15 protein-coding genes and 1 riboswitch are annotated in these 19,158 nt (G+C 73.4%); of the genes, 8 read left to right on the top strand and 7 right to left on the bottom strand.

Features of this window, described 5'->3' with window-relative positions:
- Positions 1–12 precede the first annotated feature (12 nt).
- From M5362_RS01965 to M5362_RS01955, 3 genes are all read right to left on the bottom strand, one after another.
- On the bottom strand, positions 13–447 hold the full coding sequence (locus M5362_RS01965) for a roadblock/LC7 domain-containing protein (RefSeq protein ID WP_260225468.1): 435 nt from the start codon (positions 445–447) through the stop codon (positions 13–15).
- Complete coding sequence (locus M5362_RS01960; RefSeq protein WP_260225467.1) at positions 444–3,347, bottom strand: nitrate- and nitrite sensing domain-containing protein; 2,904 nt, start codon at positions 3,345–3,347, stop codon at positions 444–446. Before M5362_RS01960 ends, M5362_RS01965 begins: the two co-directional genes overlap by 4 nt.
- Positions 3,348–3,437: 90 nt before the next feature.
- The gene (locus M5362_RS01955; RefSeq protein ID WP_260225466.1) at positions 3,438–4,355 is read right to left on the bottom strand and encodes an MHYT domain-containing protein; all 918 of its coding nucleotides are present in this window, start codon (positions 4,353–4,355) and stop codon (positions 3,438–3,440) included.
- A 151-nt stretch (positions 4,356–4,506) separates the two neighbouring features.
- Here M5362_RS01955 and M5362_RS01950 point away from each other — a divergent pair, with 151 nt between their 5' ends.
- The 4 genes from M5362_RS01950 (at position 4,507) to M5362_RS01935 (ending at position 8,122) form a co-directional block, all read left to right on the top strand.
- On the top strand, positions 4,507–5,109 hold the full coding sequence (locus M5362_RS01950; RefSeq protein ID WP_260225465.1) for a class I SAM-dependent methyltransferase: 603 nt from the start codon (positions 4,507–4,509) through the stop codon (positions 5,107–5,109).
- Between the two features lie 182 nt (positions 5,110–5,291).
- Complete coding sequence (locus M5362_RS01945) at positions 5,292–5,597, top strand: hypothetical protein (protein ID WP_260225464.1); 306 nt, start codon at positions 5,292–5,294, stop codon at positions 5,595–5,597.
- A 66-nt stretch (positions 5,598–5,663) separates the two neighbouring features.
- Positions 5,664–6,608 carry a hypothetical protein gene (locus M5362_RS01940; protein WP_260225463.1) on the top strand — a complete coding sequence of 315 codons (945 nt, stop codon included), beginning with the start codon at positions 5,664–5,666 and terminating at the stop codon, positions 6,606–6,608.
- A 113-nt stretch (positions 6,609–6,721) separates the two neighbouring features.
- The gene (locus M5362_RS01935) at positions 6,722–8,122 is read left to right on the top strand and encodes a tannase/feruloyl esterase family alpha/beta hydrolase (RefSeq protein WP_260225462.1); all 1,401 of its coding nucleotides are present in this window, start codon (positions 6,722–6,724) and stop codon (positions 8,120–8,122) included.
- A gap of 72 nt (positions 8,123–8,194) precedes the next feature.
- Here the strand turns inward: M5362_RS01935 and M5362_RS01930 are convergent, their stop codons facing one another.
- Positions 8,195–8,374: a hypothetical protein gene (locus tag M5362_RS01930; RefSeq protein WP_260225461.1), complete on the bottom strand. Its 180-nt coding sequence runs from the start codon at positions 8,372–8,374 to the stop codon at positions 8,195–8,197.
- Positions 8,375–8,390: 16 nt separating this feature from the next.
- Positions 8,391–9,470 carry an acyl-CoA desaturase gene (locus M5362_RS01925; RefSeq protein WP_260225460.1) on the bottom strand — a complete coding sequence of 360 codons (1,080 nt, stop codon included), beginning with the start codon at positions 9,468–9,470 and terminating at the stop codon, positions 8,391–8,393.
- Between the two features lie 376 nt (positions 9,471–9,846).
- Between M5362_RS01925 and M5362_RS01920 the strand changes: the two genes are divergently transcribed.
- Together M5362_RS01920 and M5362_RS01915 are read left to right on the top strand one after the other, a co-directional pair.
- On the top strand, positions 9,847–12,876 hold the full coding sequence (locus tag M5362_RS01920; protein WP_260225458.1) for a DEAD/DEAH box helicase: 3,030 nt from the start codon (positions 9,847–9,849) through the stop codon (positions 12,874–12,876).
- Positions 12,873–14,168, top strand: a complete 1,296-nt coding sequence (locus tag M5362_RS01915) for an SWF or SNF family helicase (protein WP_260225457.1) — start codon at positions 12,873–12,875, stop codon at positions 14,166–14,168. Before M5362_RS01920 ends, M5362_RS01915 begins: the two co-directional genes overlap by 4 nt.
- Before the next feature lie 10 nt (positions 14,169–14,178).
- Here M5362_RS01915 and M5362_RS01910 read toward each other — a convergent pair whose 3' ends face one another.
- Positions 14,179–14,829 (bottom strand): hypothetical protein, encoded by a 651-nt coding sequence (locus tag M5362_RS01910; RefSeq protein WP_260225456.1) that lies wholly within the window; start codon positions 14,827–14,829, stop codon positions 14,179–14,181.
- A gap of 121 nt (positions 14,830–14,950) precedes the next feature.
- Complete coding sequence (locus M5362_RS01905) at positions 14,951–15,805, bottom strand: bifunctional 5,10-methylenetetrahydrofolate dehydrogenase/5,10-methenyltetrahydrofolate cyclohydrolase (RefSeq protein WP_260225455.1); 855 nt, start codon at positions 15,803–15,805, stop codon at positions 14,951–14,953.
- 28 nt (positions 15,806–15,833) lie between these two features.
- Positions 15,834–15,940: riboswitch (ZMP/ZTP riboswitch) on the bottom strand.
- Between the two features lie 320 nt (positions 15,941–16,260).
- On the opposite strand from M5362_RS01905, the gene M5362_RS01900 reads away from it, so the two are divergent.
- On the top strand, positions 16,261–17,541 hold the full coding sequence (locus M5362_RS01900; RefSeq protein ID WP_260225454.1) for a GAF domain-containing protein: 1,281 nt from the start codon (positions 16,261–16,263) through the stop codon (positions 17,539–17,541).
- A gap of 45 nt (positions 17,542–17,586) precedes the next feature.
- The gene (locus M5362_RS01895; protein WP_260225453.1) at positions 17,587–19,110 is read left to right on the top strand and encodes an aldehyde dehydrogenase family protein; all 1,524 of its coding nucleotides are present in this window, start codon (positions 17,587–17,589) and stop codon (positions 19,108–19,110) included.
- Positions 19,111–19,158 lie beyond the last annotated feature (48 nt).

Here is a 19,158-nt window from a genome sequence, read left to right as displayed (position 1 = left end):
GGGTGTCTCCGGTCAGCCGGCGGCCGGCGGGGTCGTGGTGAGCCGCGGCGGGGTGTGGAGGTGTTCGCCGACCCGCTTCACGAGGCGGGCCATCTCGTAGGCGATCAGGCCGATGTCGGCGTGGACGGAGCTGAGGACGGCGAGGCAGGATCCGTCACCGGCGGCGGCGACGAAGAGGAATCCGTCGTCCATCTCCACCATCGTCTGGCGTACGCCTCCGGTGTGGAACTGGCGGCCCGCGCCCTTGGCGAGGCTGTTGAAACCGGAGGCGATGGCCGCCAAATGTTCGGCGTCCTCGCGGCTGAGGCCGCTGGAGGAGCCGACGGCGAGTCCGTCGTTGGACAGCACGACCGTGTGCCGGACTTCGCGGACCCTCAGGACGAGATCGTCGAGGAGCCAGTCGAGTTCACCGGAGCGGTGGTGGGACATCCTCTCGTGGTCGATCATGCGTGGTCTCCTTCACTGCCGAAGTCGCGGCCGAAGTCGCGGCCGTGGTCTGGGTCGTTGCCGAAGTCACGGCCGGAGCCGGTTCCGAGGGGCCGTCGGGTGCCGGGTGCCGCGCCGCCGCCCCGCGCCCAGCCGTCGCGGTAGGCGGTCATCCGGTCCCTGACCTGTTCGGGGGTGCGTTCCTCCGCGCCCTGCACGGCAGGGGTGGGCGGAAGGTCGGCGGGCGGTGCCTCGCGCAGCTGCGGTACGAGGCTGGCCTGGCGCACACGCCGGGGCAGGTCGCCGGAGTCGTCGCCGGGCGCTCCCGCCGGGCCGGAGCCCGTGGGGGCTGAGTCCGTGGGGGCGGAGTCCGTCGGGCCGGAGCCCGTGGGGGCGGGGGCGGCGGACGGTGCCTGCGGCGGCGTTGCCGACTGGCCGCGCCGGCGCAGCGTGGTGACTCCGGCCGGCGGCTGCTCGGGGGAGGCGGGACCGTGGTCCGGCGGCTCCGGCTGCCCTGCGAGGGCGGGGATGCGGGGCGGGCGTGGCAGTGACTGCGGCCCGGTGGGCGACGGGGACGTGGACTGGGAGTGGGGGGAGGCCTGGGACGGGGAGTGGGACGAGGCCGGGGAGTGGGACCGGGACGGTGGCAGGGACGGGGCCGGGGACTGGGAAGGCACGGAGGCCATGGGGCCGGACTGCTGCGCACGGTGTCGCGGGTAGGGCGCCTCCTCTGCGCCCGGACGCTCCCGGTGCGGCGCGTGTCCCTGCGGGCCGTCCCCGCGCGTCGCCTCGGACGTCCGCCCGTGCGCCGCGCTCCTGCCGGGTGGCAGCGCGCCCTGCAGCACGTCGGTGGGGAGCAGGACGACCGCCGTGGTGCCGCCGTAGGGCGAGGTCCGCAGATGGACCTTGATGTCGTGCCGGGAGGAGAGCCGGCTGACCACGAAGAGTCCGAGGCGGTCGCTGTCGAACAGGTCGAGGGCCTCGGACTGCGCGATCCTCGTGTTGGCCTCGGCGAGGGTCTCCTTGCCCATGCCGAGACCCCGGTCCTCGATCTCCAGGGCGTAGCCGTTGCCGACGGGCTCGCCGCTGATCCGCACCTTGGTGTGGGGCGGGGAGAACTGTGCCGCGTTCTCGATGAGTTCGGCCAGCAGGTGGGTGAGGTCGGCGACGGCGCCGCCGATGACGGACGTCTCGGGGAGCTGGCGCATCTCCACGCGCGCGTAGTCCTCGATCTCGGAGACGGCGGCCCGTACGACGTTGGTCAGCGGTACGGGCATCCGCCAGGCACGGCCGGGGGCGGCGCCGGAGAGGATGATCAGGCTCTCGGCGTGGCGCCGCATCCGCGTGGTGAGGTGGTCGAGCCGGAACAGATCCCCGAGTTCGCCGGGGTCGTCGGCGCGGCGCTCCATGCTGTCGAGCAGGTTGAGCTGACGGTGGACCAGGACCTGGCTACGGCGGGCGAGGTTGACGAAGACGCCGGAGATGCCGCTCGCGAGCTCGGCGCGTTCCACGGCGGCGGAGAGCGCGGCCCGGTGGACGGTGGTGAGCGCCTCTCCGACCTGGCCGATCTCGTCCTGCGGGGCGGGGCCCGGCGGAGCCTCGGCCCGTACGTCGATCTCCTCTCCGGCCCGCAGCCGCAGCATGGCCGCGGGCAGCTTGCGCCGGGCGATCCCGAGGGCGGTGTTGCGGAGGCTGATCAGCTCGATGACCAGGGCGCGGCCGATGCGTACGGAGATCACGAGGGAGGCGGCGACGGCGGCGAGGCCGAGCAGTACGGCGGCGCCACCGGCGGTGAAGACGCCTCCGCCGAAGGGATCCGCGCGGTCGGCCGCGGCGCGGCGGGCGTCGGTCTCGATGTTCGTCAGCCCGTTCCGTACGACGGCCATGGCGTCGTCCCAGGTGGCGGCGGGCACGGCCTGGAGGGCCTTCTTCCCCGGGGCGGCGGCTCCGATCCGGTCCTCGGCGGTGGTGAGCTGCTGGTAGCCGCGCTGGTCGGCGAGTTCCTGCCAGGCGGCGCGCTCGGGTCCGCGCAGGTCTGCGGTGGCGGACTCGACGAGCGCGCGGCGGGTCTCGACCGCTCCGGTGAACTGCCGGAGCCGCTCCGTGCTCAGCTCTCCGCCGAGGTGGGCGGAGCCGAGCAGGGCGTCCTCACGGGCGAGCATCTCGCCTGCGCGGCCGAATTCGAGGAGCACGCGCGCGTCGGCGCCGATCTCGGCGTCCTGGATGCCGGTCAGGGCTCCGCCGACGGCGAAGGCGGCGGTGATCGTGGCGGTGTACTGCGTGTACACCTCGTCCCAGTCGGCGCCGCCGTTCGCCGCGGCGGTGCGCAGGCGGCCAAGACCTTCGGCGCTCTCGACGAACCGGCCGATCCGGTCGGCGACTTCACGGGGGAGGTCTCCCCTGTCGCCGATCGTGTGCTCGTCGTCGAGACGGAGCCGGGCGACGGCGGCGTCGGTCCGCCGCGTCTGGTCCTTGAGCTCGGCGGCGCGCCCGGTGCCGGGCGAGGAGACCTGGCGTACGGCGGCGCGGCGTTCGGCCTGGAGCGCGGCGACGGCGGCGGCGACGGGTTCGCGGATGTCCGCGTCGACCCGTTGGAGCTGGCGCAGCCGGGCGATGTCCTGGGCGGTGGTGACGGTGGCGAATCCCCACAGGGCCAGCAGGGAGACGACGGGGACCATCAGCAGCGAGACGATCTTGGCGCGGACGGTACGGGGACGCAGTCCGCGACGCCCGAGCGGGGCGGACGGTGCGGAGGGCGCGGACGGTACCGAAGGCCGCGGCCGTTCGGTCGCGCCTGGCGGGGCTTCGGGGGCGTGCTCGGGCGGCTCGTCTGCGGGCGGCCCTGCATGCGCGCGCCGTCCGCGCGCCGCCTGCGGCGGCGCTGTCGTCCCGGCGTCCTGGGTCTTGCGGGGAGTTCGCATGGCCTCCTCGTTCCGGCTGCGTCTGTCCTGGTGCGATGTGCGTGCCCCGCGCCGGCCCGCGCGTCGGGCCCTGGGACAGGAGGTCGGGCTTCAGCTGCGGGCGGGACCTGTGTCCACCGGGCCCGCCGGGTAGGCGTAGGAGGGCGGGCCGTGGCCTGTCCTGGTGTGGGTCGTCCCCTCGCCCGGGTCGCCTTCGGGGCTCTGGGTGCGGAAGCCGGGGGGCGCCACGTCGACCGCGCGCTCGTCCGGTTCCGTGAGCCGTTCGGCCGAGGCGTACGCGGCGCGCTCTTTGGCTGTCGGGGAGAGGGCGACGAAGGCGGAGGTGATGAAGAGGTAGGAGCCGAGGCCGACGGCGAGGGGGAAGATGAACTGCATGGCGGTCACGCCGGGGAGCCCCGCCGTGGAGGGGACCACCTCGACCTCGACGGCGAACATGCCCGTGTAGTGCATGCTGGTGACGGCCGCTCCCATGACGAGCGAGGCGAGCGCGACGGCGGTCGGCGCGTGGATGTTGAGTGCGGCCCACAGTGCGGCCGTCGCGGCGACGACGGCGATGCCGACGGACAGCGCGACGAGCACCGGGTCGTACGTCACCCGCCCGTGCAGGCGCAGGGCGGCCATCCCCATGTAGTGCATGCTCGCGACGCCGATGCCGGTCGTCAGGCCGCCGATCAGCAGCGAGCGGCCCCGGTCGCCGCCGTGGCCGACCGCGAAGACACCGACTCCGACGACGGCTATGGCGATGAGCAGGCTGAGGATGGTCAGCGGAACGTCGAAGCGGACGTCGGTCCCGGTGACACCGAAGCCGAGCATCGCGACGAAGTGCATCGTCCAGATTCCGGTGCCGATGGCGGACGCGGCGGTGAGCAGCCAGTTGCGTCGCGATCGGCCGGTCGCGTCGAGCGCTCGTACGGTGCAGCGCAGCCCGAGCGCGGCGCCTATGCAGGCCATCGCGTACGACAGCACAGGTGTCAGCCAGCCGAAGGCGGCGTGGTCCAGGTGTCCCATGACTCAGGGACGCTAGACCGCACAAGGGGGCGCATCAGGGGCGCATTTCGAAAGCTGATGGAATATGACGCAGAGATGTTCCAGAACGATCGAGCCGCGCTCGAACGTGCACACAGGGCGTTCACCCCTGAGGCTGAGGCATCATGCACACATGAGCGATGATCCCACTCGTGTCCAGGAGTTCTTCGGTCCCCGCGCCGCCGGCTGGGACTCCCGCTTCCCGGACGACGGTCCCGCGTACGCCGCCGCGGTCGCCGATCTCGGCCTGCGCCCCGGCGCCGCCGTGCTCGACGCGGGGTGCGGGACGGGCAGGGCGCTGCCCGCGCTCCGCTCCGCCGTGGGACCGACGGGGACCGTGATCGGCGCGGACCTGACCCCCGAGATGCTCGGCGAGGCGGTGCGGGCCGGGCGTGACAAGGCCGCGGCCCTGGTCCTCACCGACGTCGCCCGGCTGCCGCTGCGTGACGGGGCGCTCGACGCCGTGTTCGGCGCGGGACTCATCTCCCATCTGGCGGACCCGGCCGCCGACCTGCGCGAACTGGCCCGGGTCGTGCGCCCCGGCGGTGGGCTCGCCCTCTTCCATCCCATCGGCAGGGTCGCCCTCGCCGCCCGCCACGGACGGCAGATCACCGAGGAAGACCTGCGCGCCGAGCCCAACGTGCGTCCGCTTCTTTCCGGTTCTGGGTGGCGGATGGTCAGTTACGTGGACGAGGACGACCGTTATCTCGTACTCGCCGTACGCGAGGACCGGTGAGGGCCTGGCGCCGTCGGGCATGAGGGCGCGGAGGGGCGCACACCCGGACGCTGCGTCCGGGCGGTGCGTCCGGACGGGGGTGTCGACCGCGTGGGGAGACGCCCGACGCACCCTTCTTTCCCGGCACTTCCCTGTCTACCGTGGAGGTGCCGGGCAGCCGTGTCCGGGGAAGGCGGCAGGCCATGGCCCGTGTGCGAGCGATCTTCAACGCCCTCCTGCCGGCCGCGCGACGCGCACCGGACGCACCCCGCAAGCCCGCCCCGGTGCGACGGCAGCACAACATCTTCGAGGCCGCGGCGACGTACGTCACGGGCTGCGTGGAGGACGACCAGGACCGGATCGACGAGGCCGTCACCTGGGTGTCCCCCGAGGCCCTCTCCTTCGGGATCAACGAACTCGCCTGCCGGGCGGTGATCGCCCTCGCCCGTGAGCGCGACGAGTCTCCCGAGACCGTGGCGCGCTCGCTGCTCGGACTGCCGCCCGTCTGATCCGTACGGAACCGGCCGTGCCAGATTCCTGCCGGAGACTCTCGACGCGCGGGTTACCCACTGGTTATGGTGCGCCGACGACCAGATGGGGAGGCTGCTGTGGCTACCGCCGACGACGACGCGCTGTATGTGCTGACCGCCGTGCTGCTCACGCCCGCGCAGTTTCCGAGCGTGCTGGGCGACGACTACCCGGCCGCATGCGCGGCGATGGGGCTCGAACCGTACGCCGAGGGGTACGGACTGGTCCTCGGCCAGGACGGCGAGGGCGCCCGGTGGACCGTGATCGTCGACGACGTGTCCCTGGTCGCCGTGGCCATCGCCTCCTGGGACTGCGGGATGGAGTACGACCTCTCCCCCGACGAGCGTTCCGTCGTGGCGGCTCTCCCCGGCTGGCCTCTCGCCGTGGCCACGGCCGCGCCCGGCCTGCCGGCCCCGCACGACCCGGAGCCCGAGGAGGGCGACCGCGCCCCGCTGTCCCCGCCGGACGGCGACGGCTGGGGCGCGCCGCAGCGCAGGCTCGGCGCCGACGAGGTGGCGCTCCAGTGGGCGGCCTGGCGGGCGCAGATGGACGAGGACGGGCCCACACCCACCGGCACCGGCACCGGCACCGGCACCGAGAACGCGGAGGCCGCAGAGGTCCAGGGCGCCGGCGCGGGCGCGGAGGCCGCAGAGGTCCAGGGAGCTCGCACGGGCGCCGAGGGAGCTCGTACGGGCGCGGAGGCCTCCGATGCGTCGCCCGACCCCTACGACGGTGTCCGCCGCGCCCTCGCCGAGCTGCGCGGCTATCTGGAGGACGCCCCGCCGGTGGGCCGGGTGCGGTCCAGTTTCGCGACCGGTGAGGCGCGGATGCTCCGGGCCGACGGCCCCGGCTGGTCCCTGGTCGCGCGGACCGACGACATGGCCTTCGTCCTGCTGGACGACGAGCCGCGCGAAGTCCTCCCCGTGGCCCGCGGCCCCAAGCTGCCGGCCCTCCTGGAGGCCCTGGACGCGATCGCGGTCCGCCCCACCTGATCCCACATGGGCCCAAGGCCCGAGGTGTGGCGCGGAACCATGGCCGTACGGAAGGCGGCGACCCCACGATGTGGCGGCGCACCCCCTTCCCGTCGTCCCACCGGAGGCCGTCCATGCCGTCCACGCGCCTGTTCCGAGGCGTTCCGCTGCTCGCCGCGCTCCTGACCGGCCTCACCGGCCTGACCCTCGTCGGTCCCGCCGTTCCGGCCGGGGCCGAGCCCGGTCCCCGGCCGCCCGGCTGCGCGAGCGCGCACCGGATCCATGTATCGGGCGCCGAGTACCAGGAGACGGCGTGCCTCGCCGACCTGACGACCGCGGGTCTCGCGGGCACCCCGTACACCGATTGGGCCGACCAGGCCGGGCTCGCGGCGAAGGGGACCCGGAATCCCTCCGGCGTTCCCGGCGTCCAGATCGACGGCTACTTCCCCGACGACTCCCGTCTCAACGCCACGCACGGCTGGGCCCACGACGCCCAGTTCGTGATCCGGCTCCCCGAGAACTGGAACGGCGGTCTGGTCGTCACCGGCGCGCCCGGCACCCGGCGCCAGTACTCCACCGACGCCCTCATCTCCGACCACGTCCTGGCCCAGGGCTTCGCCTACGCCGCCACCGACAAGGGCAACACCGGGCCGGACTTCTTCACCGACGGACGTAAGCCCGGCGACGCGGTCGCCGAGTGGAACCGGCGGGTGACCGAGCTGACGAAGGCCGCCAGGAAGACCGTGCGGCAGCACTACGGCCGGGCGCCCCGGCACACGTACATGACGGGCATCTCCAACGCCGGCTACCTGACCCGCTGGCAGCTGGAGAACCACCCCGAGCTGTACGACGGCGGGGTCGACTGGGAAGGCGTCCTCTGGACGACCCGCGGGCCCAACCTCCTCACGAGTCTGCCGGTCACCGTCGCCCGCAGCCTCGGGCAGGCCTCCGACGAGGACCTGATCGACGCCGGTTTCGCCCCCGGCTCGCGCTTCCTGTGGCCTTACCACGAGCAGGCGTACTGGGGCCTGACGCAGAAGATCTTCCGGGCCGAGTTCGACCCGACGTACGACCCCGCGTGCCCCGGCACGACGGCCGGTACCACGATCGAGCAGATCCTCGCCCCGTGCGCCTCCGACGCCTCGTACGACTACGCCTCCCGCCCCGCCTCCGTACGCCGGGCGGTCGCCAGGGTCGCGCTGACCGGGCGCATCGGCAAGCCGCTCATCACCCTGCACGGCGATCTGGACACGCTGCTGCCGATCGCGACCGACTCCGACGTGTACGCCGGGATGATCGACGCGCGGGGCCGGTCCGGGAAGCACCGGTACTACACGGTCGAGGACGGCACCCACACCGACGGTCTGTACGACACCTACCCGGACCGGCTGCGGCCCGTCCTGCCCTGCTACCGCTCGGCGTTCGCGGCGCTGCGCGAGTGGGTCGAGGAGGGTACGGCTCCGCCCGCGGACCGTACGATCGCACGGCCGGCGGGCGGTGACCTGGTCAACTCCTGCGCGCTGAGGACTCCGTAGGGCAGGGGGCCGCAGGCCGGAGGGTCAAAGCGGCCCGCCGACCGTCGTGGATCTCCCCTCGACGGTCGGCGGTCAGCGGAGCTCCTTGCGGGAGATCCGCCGCAGCCGGCGCCGCTGGCTCGGGTCCAGGGCCAGGTATGCCACGGCCGGGACTCCGAGCACGATCAGCAAGGAGAACCAGAACCCGATGAGGGGCCACAGGAGGAGGCCGACGGCCACTCCCCCGATCACGATCTTCGTCCGTGTCGTCATGTCCGACGCCTCCTTGTCACGCTGCCGAGCGCAGCGGCTCCCCGACCTCGTGCAGATGTCCGAGCGCCTGTCGGTAGGACTCGACGAAACCGGTCTCTGTGTACGGGATACCCACCGTACGGCAGTGCGCACGCACGGCGGGCTGGGCGAGTCGAAGATGCGGCCGCGGCATGCTCGGGAAGAGGTGGTGCTCGATCTGGTAGTTCAGCCCGCCGAGGAACCAGTCGGTCAGGAGGCCGCCGCGGATGTTGCGCGACGTGAGGACCTGGCGGCGCAGATGCCCCCAGGTGTCGCCGTCCGGGTGGGCGTCGGGCATCTCCATGCCCTTGTGGTTGGGGGCGAAGGCCATGCCCAGGTGCAGCCCGAGGAGCATCTGGTGGATCAGGGCGAAGACGAGGGCCTGACCGACGGTGAGCGTCGACAGCAGCAGCGTCACGTAACCGACGACATGGGCGAGGAGGAGGGCGCCTTCGACGAGCCGCTCGCGCCGGGACCGGAAGGGCCCGTCCCCGGAGAACAGGGCCTGGAAGCCGTACACCTTCAGCGCGATGCCCTCCAGGGTGGTCAGCGGGAAGAAGAGCCAGGCCTGGTGGCGTGTGAGCCAGCCGCGGAAGCCGGCGCGGCCGGTGGTCTGGTGCTGCGCGAACACGAGGATGTCGGCGACGACGTCCGGGTCCTTGTCGAGGTGGTTGGGGTTCGCGTGGTGGCGGTTGTGCTTGTCGTTCCACCACTCCTGGCTCATGCCGAGCAGCAGGTTGGCGTGGACGAGCTGGATCATCCGGTTCCGCCGCCGGTCCGCGCTGATCTGGGCGTGTCCGGCGTCGTGGCCGACGAAGGCGACGCGGGCGGAGAGCAGGGCGAGCGGGACGGCGAGCAGGAGTGCCCACCAGGAGGGGCCGAACAGGAGGAGGCCCGTGACGACGGCGGCCAGTCCCAGGAAGTTGACCGCCATGCCGCGCGCGTACCAGCCGGCCCTGCGCTCCAGGAGGCCCTGCTCCTTGACGGCGCGCAGGAGCGGTGCGAACTCGCTGCCGCCGCCGCGCCGGGTCGCGGCGCTCCGATCGGGCGCCGTGAGCGTTGCGGTGGCCTGGGGCATGGAGGTCTCCGGTGTCCGTGGGCGGTGACCCGGGCGCGGGCCGCCCGGACTCCCTCGAACGTACGGATCGGTCATCCTCCGCAGCCATGGCGTCACCCCCCGAGGCCCCAGGGGGATGCCTTGGGGGCGGGGGTGGGGCTGGCCCGACCCCTAGGGGGCGTAGGGGTCGTAGCGGGTCGGGGGTCGTGGCTGGTCGGGCGGCGTAGGGGTCGGGCGGCGTAGGGCTCGGGGGGCGTAGGGCCCGGGGGCTCTCCCGCCACGCGTGCGCGCGGAGGTACGGGACGTGAGGCAGGTCACGGCGATTCCGCTCACGGGCGTCCGGACGGTTCCTGTACCCTCGGCCGCTCGGCCCCAGTAGTCAAATTTGAGGAATGCGTTGTCGTCGTCCAGAAGACTCGATGAACTCGCCCGCTGCTCCGCCGTCTTCCTGCCCGCCGACCCGCCCCGGGCCGGCCGCATCGCCTTCTGGTCCCCCGACGGGGCCCCTCCCGCCGACGACCTTCCGCCGATGGACGACCGGCTGACCGTGGTCGCCGACGACGTGCGTCCGCGGACGGTTCCGGCCGTGCTGCTCCCCGTACGGGACGCCCTGCCGCTCCTCACTCGCGCCCGGTTCTCCGACTCGGCTTCGCCCGCGGCCGCGTTCTGGGGCGCCGCCTCCCTCGTCGCCCTGCATCTGGCGGCCCGGGGGCTGCTGCTGCCCGGCCTGACGGCCACCGACCGGGACGCGTGGCGGGCCGGACCCCTGGGCCCCGAGGAGCTGGCCGAACTCCGGGCGCTCGCCGCCTCGATGCCGCCGACCGCCCACGCCGTACCGCTGCTCGGGGTCGGCGAGCCACCTGTGGACGGCCCGCTGCCGGCGGACGGCCCTCCGTCAGGAGACGAGCCGCTGTACCTCCCCGAACCCGAGGGCCTGTTGCGTGCCTTCGTGGACGCGGTCGTCGACGGCCTCCCCCGTACCCCGGCCGCCCCGCTCGCCGCGGGCGGACCGGCCTTCGCGGCCGAGGAGCCGCAGGAGCTGCCCGCACAGCGGGCCTGGGCGGCGGACGTGGCGGCCGGCCATGACGCGGGCGTACGGCTGTCGTTGCGCCTGGAGCTGCCCGGGCTGAGCGAACGGGAGGCGCCCGGCTTCCGGGCCGTGCTCCAGATCCACAGCGTCGCCGACCCGACACTCGTGGCGGACGCGGCGGAGGTCTGGGCCGGATCGGGCGCGGCAGGGGCGGCGTTCGGACCCCGGGCCCGCATGGACGCCCTCCTCGCGCTGCGCCGCGCCGCCCGTGCCTGGGCACCACTGACGCCGCTGCTCTCGGCGGCCGTCCCGGACGCGGTCGAACTGGCCGACGACGAGGTCACCGACCTGCTCGGCCAGGCGGCCCGATCGCTCACCGCGACGGGCGTCCGGATCCACTGGCCGCGCGACCTGGCCCACCGGCTCACCGCCCGCGCGGTGATCGGCCCGCCGGACGGCGACGACACCAGCACCAGTACCGGCACGGACACCAGCACGAGCATGAGCACCGGCACCAGCACCGACGCCGACACCGACACGGGCATCGGTTCGCTCGGCCGGCGCTCCTCCGCACTGCCGTCCTTCCTCAACGCCGACGCCCTGCTCGCCTTCAACTGGCGTTTCGCCATCGGTGAGCAGCAACTCACCCGCGCCGAACTCGACCAGCTCGCCGAGGCCGGACGCCCGCTCGTCCGGCTGCGCGACCAGTGGGTCCTCGTCGACCCGGCGGAGGTGCGCCGTGCCCGCGCCGCCCAGGACCGCAAGGTCACCCCCGTCGACGCACTCGGCGCCGTACTCACCGGGACCACCGAGGTCGACGGCCGACAGGTGGAGGTCCGGGCGACCGGCTGGCTGGAGCAGTTGCGTGCCCGCCTCGACGAACCGGAGGGCGGCCCCCAGGAGGTGCCCCAGCCCACCGCACTCGCCGCGACGCTCCGCGACTACCAGCTGCGCGGCCTCAACTGGCTGCACCGGATGACCTCGCTCGGCCTCGGCGGCTGTCTCGCCGACGACATGGGTCTGGGCAAGACCATCACCCTCATCGCGCTCCATCTGCACCGGCAGAGCGAGCCGTCGACGGCCGGGCCCACCCTCGTGGTCTGTCCGACCTCACTGATGGGCAACTGGCAGAGGGAGATCGAGAGGTTCGCACCCGGCACACCCGTACGCCGGTTCCACGGTCCGACGCGCAGCCTGGAGAACCTGGCCGAAGGCGAGTTCGTCCTCACGACGTACGGCACGATGCGCCTGGACACCGACCAGCTCGCCGCCCGGACCTGGGGAATGGTCGTCGCGGACGAGGCCCAGCACGTCAAGAACCCGTACTCGGCCACCGCCGGGCAGCTCCGTACCATCGGGGCCAAGGCGCGCGTCGCGCTCTCCGGCACCCCGGTCGAGAACAACCTCTCCGAGCTGTGGGCCATCCTCGACTGGACGACACCGGGCCTCCTCGGCCGGCTCGGCACCTTCCGGTCCCGCTACGCATCCGCCGTCGAGGGTGGCGAGGATCCGGCCGCGGCCGAACGCCTGGCCTCGCTGGTCCGCCCCTTCCTGCTGCGCCGCCGCAAGTCCGACCCGGGCATCGCGCCCGAACTGCCGCCGAAGACCGAGACCGACCGGGCCGTCTCCCTGACCAAGGAGCAGGCGGGTCTCTACGAGGCGGTGGTGCGCGAGACCCTCGCGGCGATCGCCGAGGCGGACGGCATGGAGCGGCGCGGGCTGGTGATGAAGCTGCTGACCGGGCTCAAACAGATCTGCAACCACCCCGCCCAGTATCTGAAGGAGGAGCGGCCGCGGATCGACGGCCGTTCCGGCAAGCTGGAGCTGCTCGACGAACTCCTGGACACGATTCTCGCCGAGGACGCGAGCGTGCTCGTCTTCACGCAGTACGTGCAGATGGCGCGGCTGCTGGAACGTCATCTGGCGGCACGGGGCGTGCGGACGCAGTTCCTGCACGGGGGCACCCCGGTGGCCGAGCGCGAGGCGATGGTCGCGCGGTTCCAGGCCGGGGAGGTACCGGTCTTCCTGCTGTCGCTGAAGGCGGCGGGCACGGGGCTCAACCTCACCCGGGCCGGGCACGTCGTGCACTTCGACCGCTGGTGGAACCCGGCCGTGGAGGCCCAGGCCACCGACCGTGCGTACCGGATCGGGCAGACCCAGCCCGTGCAGGTCCACCGGCTGATCGCCGAGGGCACGATCGAGGACCGGATCGCCGAGATGCTGCTGCGCAAGCGGGCGCTGGCCGACTCCGTGCTCGGCGCGGGCGAGGCGGCGCTGACCGAACTGACGGATGCCGAGCTGGCGGATCTGGTCCGGCTGCGTGGAGACGGGGACAGAGACAGATCCGGGGGCGCTCGCACCGGCACCGGCGACAGGAACGGGGATGACGGGCGATGAGCGGATACGCACACGGACACGACGACGAGCGGACCTTCGCGGCGCTGCCGCCCGCCCGCGGCTCGGCCTTCGCACGGACCTGGTGGGGGCGGGCCTGGCTGAAGGCCCTGGAGGACACGGCGCTCGAGGGCGAGCAGCTGAAGCGGGGTAGGCGCCAGGCGAGGGCGGGCGCGGTGGGCGCGGTGTCAGTGCGGCCCGGCCGGATCACGGCGGTGGTCAAGGACCGTGACGGCTCCTCGTACCGCAGCGACGTGCTCCTGCAGGAGCTGTCGGAGGCCGACTGGGACCGGCTGATCGACCTGGCGGTGGAGAGCGCGGGGCACATCGCGGCCCTGCTCGACCGTGAGATGCCGCCCCACCTGGTGGAGGACGCGGCGGCGGCCGGGCTCGAACTGCTGCCGGGCATCGGCGATCTGGACCCCGAGTGCGGCTGCGAGGCCTGGGACCACTGCCCGCACACGACGGCGCTCTGCTATCAGGTGGCGCGGCTGCTCGACGAGGATCCGTTCGTGCTGCTGCTGATGCGCGGGCGTGGTGAGCGGGCCCTCCTGGAGGCTCTGGAGAAGCGCAGCGCCGCCCGGGCGGCCACGGAGGAGTCCGCCGCCGAGAAGGCCGTGCCGGTGGGTGGTGTGCCGGCCGAGGAGGCGTTCGCCGCGCGCGACATCCTGCCCCCGCTGCCGCCCCCTCCGGTGCTTGCCCCGGCGCCCGGCGAGCCGCCGTCGCTGGACACCGAGACGGTGCCGGAGCCGGGGATCGATCCGGCGGCGCTGGAGTTCCTCGGTGCGGACGCGGCCGCCCGGGCCCACCGGTTGCTGGCCGAGGCGCTCAGCGCGCCCGGTCGCGAACGCGTCGGGACAGAACCGCCCCTGACGCTTCATCAGGACACGGTGCGGCTGGCCGCGGGGTCTGCGCCCTCGTGGGTCGTGGCCCGTCTCGCGGAGGGGTCCGGTCGGCGTCGGGCGGAGCTGGACGCGGCCACGCGCGCGTGGCGGTTCGGGGGCGCTGCCGCCCTCTCCGTACTGGAGGAGGAGTGGACGCCGGGGCCCGAGGCGCTGGCCCGGGCGAAGGCGGTACTCGCGGAGGCCTGGGAGGACGACGACCGGCCTGTGCTGCGGCAGGCCGGGGCCGCGCGCTGGACGGTGGTCGGCGCGGAGGCGCAGCTGCGCTGCGGAGAGGACGGCCGCTGGTGGCCCTTCCGCAAGGAGGGCGGCCAGTGGGTTCCCGCCGGTTCCGCGGACCAGGACCCCGCCGCCGCGCTGGCGTGCCTGTCGGCGCGGGAGGAGGAGCTGTGACGGTCGGGGATCACAGCAGGGGCGCGGTCAGCCTCCCGGGCGCGGTGGCGCCGGTGCCGTTGTACGCCGCGAGGCTGCAGGCCACGGTGTCGGAGCCGAGGAGGTAGCCGGAGCGGTACGGGTACTGCACGAACGTGGTCCAGCGCGTGCCGGGCGGCTGCCCGGCGGCCTTGCGGCGCAGCGGCTCACGGCACAGGGCCGCGGCCGCGTCCCGTATCTCCCGGTCGCTGCCGAGGTCCCCGGCGAGCCGGAGCACGGCGACGAGTTGGGCGTCGTGGGGCCGGTCGCAGCCGCGCCGTACGACGGTGCCGGGAGCGGCACGGTCGATGTCGAAGCACTCCCCCGCCCTGAGCCGCTGGTACGCGACGGTGGCGGGGGTGCTGGTCGTGCCGCCCTGCGGTACGAGCCGTTCACCCGCGGCCGGCGCGACGTCGACGGTCGCCTCGTCCGATCCGGTCTGCCCGCGCGACGCGGCGGACCCGCCCTGCGCCGCGGGCCCGCCCTGCGCCGCGGGCCCGCCCTTCTGCGAGGTCCCGGAGTTCTGGGACAGCCGGCTCTCGCCTCCGTGACGGGACGTCAACATGACGGCCGCGACCAGGAGCAGCAGTGGCACGAAGAGGTACCGAAGGGGCGACGACAGCTCACCGAGGAACGGGGACATGGTGCTCAGGGTCGCCCGGGAAGGTCCGACACACCGGGTATGCCGTCGAGTTGAAGCACGGCCCGTACAGAACTGTGACACTTCCCGTGCCTGTACGGGCCGTTCACCGCCGCTCGGTGTGCTACAAGCCGAGCTGGCGCTCCGCGCCTTCGACGGTCTGCGCGAGGAGTACGGCGATCGTCATGGGGCCGACTCCGCCCGGTACGGGGGTGATGAGGGAGGCGCGCTCGGCGGCGGTCTCGAAGTCGACGTCGCCGATGTTGCCGGGGTTGTAGCCCGCGTCGACGACGACCGCGCCGGGCTTGATGTCCTCGCCCTTGATGAAGCGGGGCTTGCCCACGGCGGCCACGAGGATGTCGGCCTCGCGGACGATCGAGGAGAGCTCGGTGGTGCGCGAGTGGCAGTACGTGACGGTGGCGTCGCGGCCGAGCAGCAGCAGGCCGGCGGGCTTGCCGAGGATCGCGGAGCGGCCGACGACGACGGCCCGCTTGCCGCTCAGCTCGACGTCGTACGCGTCGAGCAGCCGCATGATGCCGCCGGGCGTACAGGAGACGAAGCCGGGCAGCCCGAAGCCCATGGCGGCGAAGGAGGCCATGGTGACGCCGTCGACGTCCTTCTCGGGCGCGATCGCCTCGAAGGCCGCGCGCTCGTCGATGTGCGGGCCCACCGGGTGCTGGAGCAGGATCCCGTGGACCTCGGGGTCCTGGGAGAGCGCGGTGATCGCGGCGACGAGCTCCTCGGTCGTCGTCCCGGCGGGCAGCTCGACGTGCTGGGAGCGGATTCCGGCCTTCGCGCAGCGGTTCTGCTTCATCTTCACGTACGTGACGGAGGCGGGGTCCTCGCCGACGAGCACCGTGGCGAGGCAGGGCGTGACGCCGGTGCGGCGGGTGATCTCGGCTGCACGGGCGGCGGTCTCCTCGACCGTGCGCCGGGCGAGCGCGGTGCCGTCCATGAGGGAAGCGGTGCTGGTGGACATGGCCACTCCTGGGCGTCGTCGATGACAGGGTGATCGCCCAGGCGCACGGCAGCGTCGGTTCCGCGCGGGTGCGCGGTGTCCGCGGGGCCGCTCCCCGGTGGTGATCCACCTCAAGCGCCAGTCACGGCCCGAGCCCTACTCTACGTGAGGCCTGCGCGCGGCCACAGGGGCGGTGTCCGGACAGCGCGCGCATGCCGGGGCGTCCAGGCGCTTGTCGGCGACCTCCCCGCGCACGACGATGACCACGAAGGACGGCGGGGCGGCCGGGACGGACGACGAGGCGGGACCGGCGACGGTACGACCACCGCCGCAGACCGGCGCGGCCGGAAGGCGACCGCCGTGGGGACGGCAGCCGGGGAAGCGACCGCCGTGGACCGGCACGGCCGGGAAGGCGACCGCCGTGGGACCGGCGGCCGGGGAAGCGACCGCCGTGGGACCGTGAGGTGGAGGCCGAGTTGAGCGATGCGTGGGTGGCGACGGAGCCGAACACCGGAGCGCTGCGGCGGGCGCACGAGGTGTTCACGAGCGGCGGTCAGGTGGAGCTCCCGCCGGTGCGGCCGCTGGTCGCGGAGTCGTGGCGGCGGTCGGCGCGGGCCCGGGTCAGCCCGGACGGTGCGGCCCGTGTCGAGCTGGCCGACGACGAGCTGGCCGGGCATCGCGAGGAGCATCCCCTGTCCGCCGCGATGCCGGTGATCCGTGAGCTGATGGGCACCTACGCGACGGACGGCGAACATCTCCTGGCCGTCTGCGACGCGGCGGGCCGCATGCTGTGGGTGGAGGGCCATCCGGGAACCCTGCGGCGGGCGCGGGAGATGAACTTCGTCGCCGGGGCACGCTGGTCGGAGTCGGTGGCCGGGACGAACGCACCCGGGACCGCGATCGCCGTGGACCGCCCGGTCCAGGTGTTCAGCGCCGAGCACTTCCAGCGGCCGGTGCAGGCGTGGACCTGTGCCGCCGCCCCCGTACACGATCCGCACACCGGGCGGCTGCTCGGCGCGGTGGACATCACCGGCGGGGACCGGCTGGCGCATCCGCACAGTCTGGCGTTCGTACAGGCCGTGGCGCGGGCGGCGGAGTCCCAGCTGGCCCTGCTGGCGCCCGCGCCGGCCGCGGACCGGGTCCGCCTCGCCGCGCTCGGCCGGGACGAGGCGGTGCTGACCGTGGCCGGCCGCCGGCTGCGGCTCAGCCGCCGGCACAGCGAGATCCTGGTCGTCCTGGTCCATCGCCCCGAGGGGGTGAGCGGGGACGAGCTCATGACGCTGCTGTACGAGGACGAGTCGGTCACCCCCGTCACACTGAGGGCCGAGTTGTCGCGGCTGCGCGGGCTGCTCGGCCGGGAGCTGCTGCGCTCGCGCCCGTACCGGCTGGCGGGGGCGGTGGACGCGGACTTCGCCACGGTGGACCGGCGCCTCGGCTCGGGGGCGCTGTCGGCCGCGCTCGCCGACTACGCGGGTCCGCTGCTGCCCGCGTCGCGCGCCCCCGGGGTCGTACGGCTGCGGGAGCGGCTCGCGGACCGGCTGCGGGCGGGGCTTGTGGACCGGCGCGATCCGGCGCTGCTCGCCGACTGGACGTACAGCGCGTGGGGCGAGGACGACGTGGAGATGTGGCGCGCGCTGTCGGAGGCGGTTCCGGCTTCTGGCAGGCCGCCGGTGCTGGCGCGACTGCGGGCGCTGGACGCCGAACTGTCGGCGGGCGCAACGGGGTTGCAACGTCCGGCTCCGCACACTCGGCGGTGAGCGCCGGCCAGGGACGGTCGGCGCGGTCCGAGGGAGGCCATGTCCATGACCCGTTACGCCGCACCCGGTACCGAGGGCGCGATCATGTCGTACCAGGCCCGCTACGATCACTGGATCGGTGGTGAGTACGTGGCTCCGGCCCGGGGTCGGTACTTCGAGAACCCGAGCCCGGTCGACGGCCGTCCCTTCACCGAGATCGCCCGCGGCACCGCGGAGGACGTGGAGCGCGCCCTGGACGCGGCCCATGCCGCGGCTCCGGCGTGGGGCCGTACGGCGCCGACCGAGCGGTCGAACGTCCTCCTGCGGATCGCCGACCGGATGGAGGCGCATCTGGAGGAGCTGGCGGTCGCGGAGAGCTGGGAGAACGGCAAGCCGGTCCGTGAGACGCTGGCCGCCGACATCCCGCTGGCGATCGACCACTTCCGCTACTTCGCGGGGGTGTTGCGCGGCCAGGAGGGCGCGCTGAGCGAGATCGACGACGACACCGTCGCGTACCACTTCCACGAGCCGCTCGGGGTGGTCGCGCAGATCATCCCGTGGAACTTCCCGATCCTGATGGCGGTCTGGAAGCTGGCTCCCGCGCTCGCGGCGGGCAACGCGGTGGTCCTGAAGCCGGCCGAGCAGACCCCGGCGTCGGTGCACTTCTGGATGGGCCTGATCGCCGATCTGCTGCCGCCGGGCGTGATCAACATCGTGAACGGCTTCGGGGTCGAGGCGGGCAAGCCGCTCGCCTCCTCGCCGCGCGTCGCGAAGGTCGCCTTCACGGGAGAGACGACGACAGGCCGGCTGATCATGCAGTACGCCTCCGAGAACATCAAACCGGTGACGCTGGAGCTGGGCGGCAAGTCGCCGAACATCTTCTTCGACGACGTGTGGGCGGCGGACGACGACTTCCGCGACAAGGCGTTGGAGGGCTTCACGATGTTCGCCCTCAACCAGGGCGAGGTGTGCACGTGCCCCTCGCGCGCCCTGATCCAGCGGGGCCACTACAGCGAGTTCCTGGAGGCGGCGGTCGCCCGCACGGAACGGATCGCGCCGGGCCACCCGCTGGACACGGAGACGATGATCGGCGCCCAGGCCTCCAACGACCAGCTCCAGAAGATCCTTTCGTACCTGGACATCGGGCAGCAGGAGGGCGCGAAGATCCTGACGGGCGGTCAGCGGATCGAGTACGACGGCGAGCTGGCGGGCGGCTACTACGTCCAGCCGACGATCTTCGAGGGCGACAACCGGATGCGGATCTTCCAGGAGGAGATCTTCGGCCCGGTCGTCGCGGTCACCTCGTTCACGGACTTCGACGACGCGATCCGCACGGCGAACGACACGCTCTACGGCCTCGGCGCGGGCGTCTGGACCCGCGACGCCAACACGGCCTACCGCGCGGGCCGCGCGATCCAAGCGGGCCGAGTCTGGACGAACTGCTACCACGCGTACCCGGCGCACGCGGCGTTCGGCGGCTACAAGCAGTCGGGCATCGGCCGGGAGACCCACAAGATGATGCTGGACCACTACCAGCAGACGAAGAATCTGCTGGTCTCGTACTCGCCGAAGAAGCTCGGCTTCTTCTAGAGAGCGAGCGTGGCGCCTGACGTGGAAAGGATCCACGTCAGGCGCCTT

It is taken from the genome of Streptomyces sp. Je 1-79 (assembly GCF_025195125.1).
GTDB lineage: Bacteria > Actinomycetota > Actinomycetes > Streptomycetales > Streptomycetaceae > Streptomyces.
This window is presented reverse-complemented; position numbering and strand designations above follow the sequence as displayed.

Coding starts and splice junctions, on each gene's coding strand:
- M5362_RS01925 (WP_260225460.1), bottom strand. CDS start 9,470: ATGCCCCAGGCCACCGCAACGCTCACGGCGCCCGATCGGAGCGCCGCG.
- M5362_RS01915 (WP_260225457.1), top strand. CDS start 12,873: ATGAGCGGATACGCACACGGACACGACGACGAGCGGACCTTCGCGGCG.
- M5362_RS01940 (WP_260225463.1), top strand. CDS start 5,664: ATGGTGCGCCGACGACCAGATGGGGAGGCTGCTGTGGCTACCGCCGAC.
- M5362_RS01910 (WP_260225456.1), bottom strand. CDS start 14,829: ATGTCCCCGTTCCTCGGTGAGCTGTCGTCGCCCCTTCGGTACCTCTTC.
- M5362_RS01930 (WP_260225461.1), bottom strand. CDS start 8,374: ATGACGACACGGACGAAGATCGTGATCGGGGGAGTGGCCGTCGGCCTC.
- M5362_RS01945 (WP_260225464.1), top strand. CDS start 5,292: ATGGCCCGTGTGCGAGCGATCTTCAACGCCCTCCTGCCGGCCGCGCGA.
- M5362_RS01965 (WP_260225468.1), bottom strand. CDS start 447: ATGATCGACCACGAGAGGATGTCCCACCACCGCTCCGGTGAACTCGAC.
- M5362_RS01935 (WP_260225462.1), top strand. CDS start 6,722: ATGCCGTCCACGCGCCTGTTCCGAGGCGTTCCGCTGCTCGCCGCGCTC.
- M5362_RS01905 (WP_260225455.1), bottom strand. CDS start 15,805: ATGTCCACCAGCACCGCTTCCCTCATGGACGGCACCGCGCTCGCCCGG.
- M5362_RS01895 (WP_260225453.1), top strand. CDS start 17,587: ATGACCCGTTACGCCGCACCCGGTACCGAGGGCGCGATCATGTCGTAC.
- M5362_RS01960 (WP_260225467.1), bottom strand. CDS start 3,347: ATGCGAACTCCCCGCAAGACCCAGGACGCCGGGACGACAGCGCCGCCG.
- M5362_RS01955 (WP_260225466.1), bottom strand. CDS start 4,355: ATGGGACACCTGGACCACGCCGCCTTCGGCTGGCTGACACCTGTGCTG.
- M5362_RS01950 (WP_260225465.1), top strand. CDS start 4,507: ATGAGCGATGATCCCACTCGTGTCCAGGAGTTCTTCGGTCCCCGCGCC.